Source organism: Methylobacterium sp. WL116 (assembly GCF_008039455.1).
Lineage (GTDB): Bacteria > Pseudomonadota > Alphaproteobacteria > Rhizobiales > Beijerinckiaceae > Methylobacterium.
On the sequence record NZ_VRUV01000607.1, the window covers coordinates 1 to 2510 of the forward strand.

The window sequence follows — 2510 nt, forward strand, 5'->3', positions numbered from 1 at the left end:
CCTACGGCGAGGGCGTCGAGCGCCTGTTCCCGGTCCACGGCCCGCTGATCGATTCGATCAAGGTGGTGCGCCGCGGCAAGGTACGCCGGGCCAAGCTGTACTACCTGCAGGCCGGGGCGCTCGCCGGCGTCGGCGCAGGCGCCCTGCTCTCGGGCATCAGCTATTTCGGCCTCGCCGCGATCCCGAGCCGCTACGTGTTCTCGGTGACGAGCGCGCTGATCATCTTCCTCGCCGCCGGCCTCGCGGCGCAGGCGGCGCAGTTCCTGTCGAACGCCGGCATCGTCACCGGGCTCGACCAGATCCTGTGGAACTCGTCCGGCCTGATCCCGGAGAACGGCTGGCCGGGCCGCGTGCTGCACGCGCTCGTCGGCTACACCGACCGCCCGACCGCGCTCCAGGGCATCGTCTACGTCGGCACGATCCTGGTGATGGTCGGGCTGATGCAGGTGACCGCCTCGAGCAAGCGCCGGGCCCTGCGCACCGCCTGAGCGCCTCGGCCGGCACGCAACCGCGGCAACGAAAAGCCCGCCGCGATCGGATCGCGGCGGGCTTTTCTCGTCGCGTCCGCTCCCCGTACGGGGAGGCGCGGACTACTCGGCGGCGGCCGGCGCGGCCTTCGCCTTGCCCTTGTTCTTGTCGGTGCGCTCGGCGATGCGGGCGGACTTACCGCGGCGATCGCGCAGGTAGTACAGCTTGGCCCGGCGTACCTTGCCGCGGCGCACCACCTTGATCGAATCGATCAGCGGGCCGTGGACCGGGAACAGGCGCTCGACGCCCTCGCCGTAGGAGATCTTGCGGACGGTGAAGCTCTCGTTGAGGCCGCCGCCGGAGCGCGCGATCACCACGCCCTCGTAGGCCTGGACGCGGGTGCGCTCGCCTTCCTTGACCTTGACGTTCACGATCACCGTGTCGCCGGGCTGGAAGTCGGGGATGGTCTTGTTCAGTCGAGCGACTTCTTCCTGCTCGAGCTGCTGGATGATGTTCATGAATAGCTCCGGCCGTCGCGCCGCGCTGCCCCGGATGGGCTTGCGGGCGTCAGGATTTCGGCATCCTGTTTTGAGTTGGCGCCGCGATACACCAAGCCCACGCGCTTGTCGATTGCCGGCCGCGCCCGTCGATTGCCGGCGGCGATTGCCCATTGCCGGCGGGGCCCGTCGATTGCCCGCCCCGGTTGAGAAAATCCGGTCCGCGGTCCACATGGAGGATGGCGCGAGACGCGCCGTTCCCGGCCGGCCTTGAACCGGCGCAGCGGACGAGGATCCTGTCAGACATGTTCATCCAGACCGAAGCGACCCCGAACCCCGCCACCCTGAAGTTCCTGCCCGGCCGGGTGGTGCTGCAGGAGGGCACCTTCGAGGCCAAGGACGCGGACGGCGCCGCCCGCTCGCCCCTGGCGCAGCGCCTGTTCGACGTGCCCGGCGTCGCCGGCGTGTATTTCGGCCACGACTTCATCTCGGTGACCAAGGCCGACGGCGTCGACGAGTGGCCGCAGGTCAAGCCGGCCCTTCTGGGCGCGATCATGGAGCACTTCCAGTCCGGCGCGCCGGTGATGGCGGAAGGCTCCGCGCAGGCCGACGACGACGCCGAGGAATTCTACGACGCCGCCGACCACGACACCGTGGTGACGATCAAGGACCTGCTCGAGACCCGCGTGCGCCCGGCGGTGGCGGGCGACGGCGGCGACATCACCTTCCGCGGCTACAAGGAAGGCGTCGTCTACCTGGAGATGAAGGGCGCCTGCTCCGGCTGCCCGTCCTCGACCGCGACGCTCCGGCACGGCGTGCAGAACCTGTTCAAGCACTTCCTGCCCGAGATCCGGGAAGTCCAGGCGGTCTGAGACCGGCGCTTCGAAATCGCGGCGCTTCGGGTGCGCGCCCAGCCGGCACCCGAAGCGCCTTTGCAACACCTTCTCCCGAACCGCGCGCCGACGGCCGCCCCGCACTGACGGGCGCGGCCGTTTTGGCTTAGGCTCGCGGCTTCCTTCAGAGGGCGGACGGGAGCGAAGCCCCGGCGAACGGGAGTGGGCGTGCATATCCTGGCCATCGACACGGCACTCGAGCTCTGCTCGGCCTGCGTCGCGACCGAGGCGGCCGACGGGTCCGTCGATCTGCTCGCGCAGGAATCCATGACGCTCGCCCGCGGCCACGCCGAGGCGCTGCTGCCGCTGGTCGAGCGGGTGATGGCCCGGTTCGAGGCCGGGTTCGAGGGCCTGTCCCGCGTCGCCGTCACCGTCGGCCCCGGCAGCTACACCGGCCTGCGCGTCGGCCTGTCGGCGGCCCGCGCCGTCGGCCTCGCCGCCGGCATTCCCGTGGTCGGGGTCACCACCCTCTCGGCGCTGCTGGCGCCGCAGCTGGCGCTGAACGGCGACGGCCTGATCGCCGCCGCGATCGATGCCCGCCACGGTGCGGTCTACCTCCAGGCGATGAGCGCGGGCGACGGCATCGTCGTGCCGCCGACGCACCTGCGCCTCGAGGAGGCCGCCGACCGGCTCGGGGCCGGCCCCGTCACCC

4 protein-coding genes and 1 pseudogene are annotated in these 2510 nt (G+C 71.1%); 4 read left to right on the plus strand and 1 reads right to left on the minus strand.

Annotation, left to right across the window (positions count from 1 at the left end):
- Positions 1 to 207, plus strand: a pseudogene (locus tag FV223_RS32090) (50S ribosomal protein L19); the annotation flags it as partial.
- Positions 156 to 488: an FTR1 family protein gene (locus FV223_RS32095; RefSeq protein ID WP_246689803.1), complete on the plus strand. Its 333-nt coding sequence runs from the start codon at positions 156 to 158 to the stop codon at positions 486 to 488. The pseudogene FV223_RS32090 and the gene FV223_RS32095, both read left to right, overlap by 52 nt.
- A 102-nt stretch (positions 489 to 590) precedes the next feature.
- Here FV223_RS32095 and rplS read toward each other — a convergent pair whose 3' ends face one another.
- Positions 591 to 986 (minus strand): 50S ribosomal protein L19, encoded by a 396-nt coding sequence (rplS, locus tag FV223_RS25185; protein WP_147729513.1) that lies wholly within the window; start codon positions 984 to 986, stop codon positions 591 to 593.
- A gap of 284 nt (positions 987 to 1270) precedes the next feature.
- On the opposite strand from rplS, the gene FV223_RS25190 reads away from it, so the two are divergent.
- Together FV223_RS25190 and tsaB are read left to right on the plus strand one after the other, a co-directional pair.
- Positions 1271 to 1837 (plus strand): NifU family protein, encoded by a 567-nt coding sequence (locus tag FV223_RS25190; protein ID WP_147729514.1) that lies wholly within the window; start codon positions 1271 to 1273, stop codon positions 1835 to 1837.
- A 189-nt stretch (positions 1838 to 2026) separates the two neighbouring features.
- Positions 2027 to 2510, plus strand: a 484-nt coding sequence (gene tsaB, locus FV223_RS25195) for a tRNA (adenosine(37)-N6)-threonylcarbamoyltransferase complex dimerization subunit type 1 TsaB (protein ID WP_147729515.1), incomplete at its 3' end; no start/stop codon positions are given.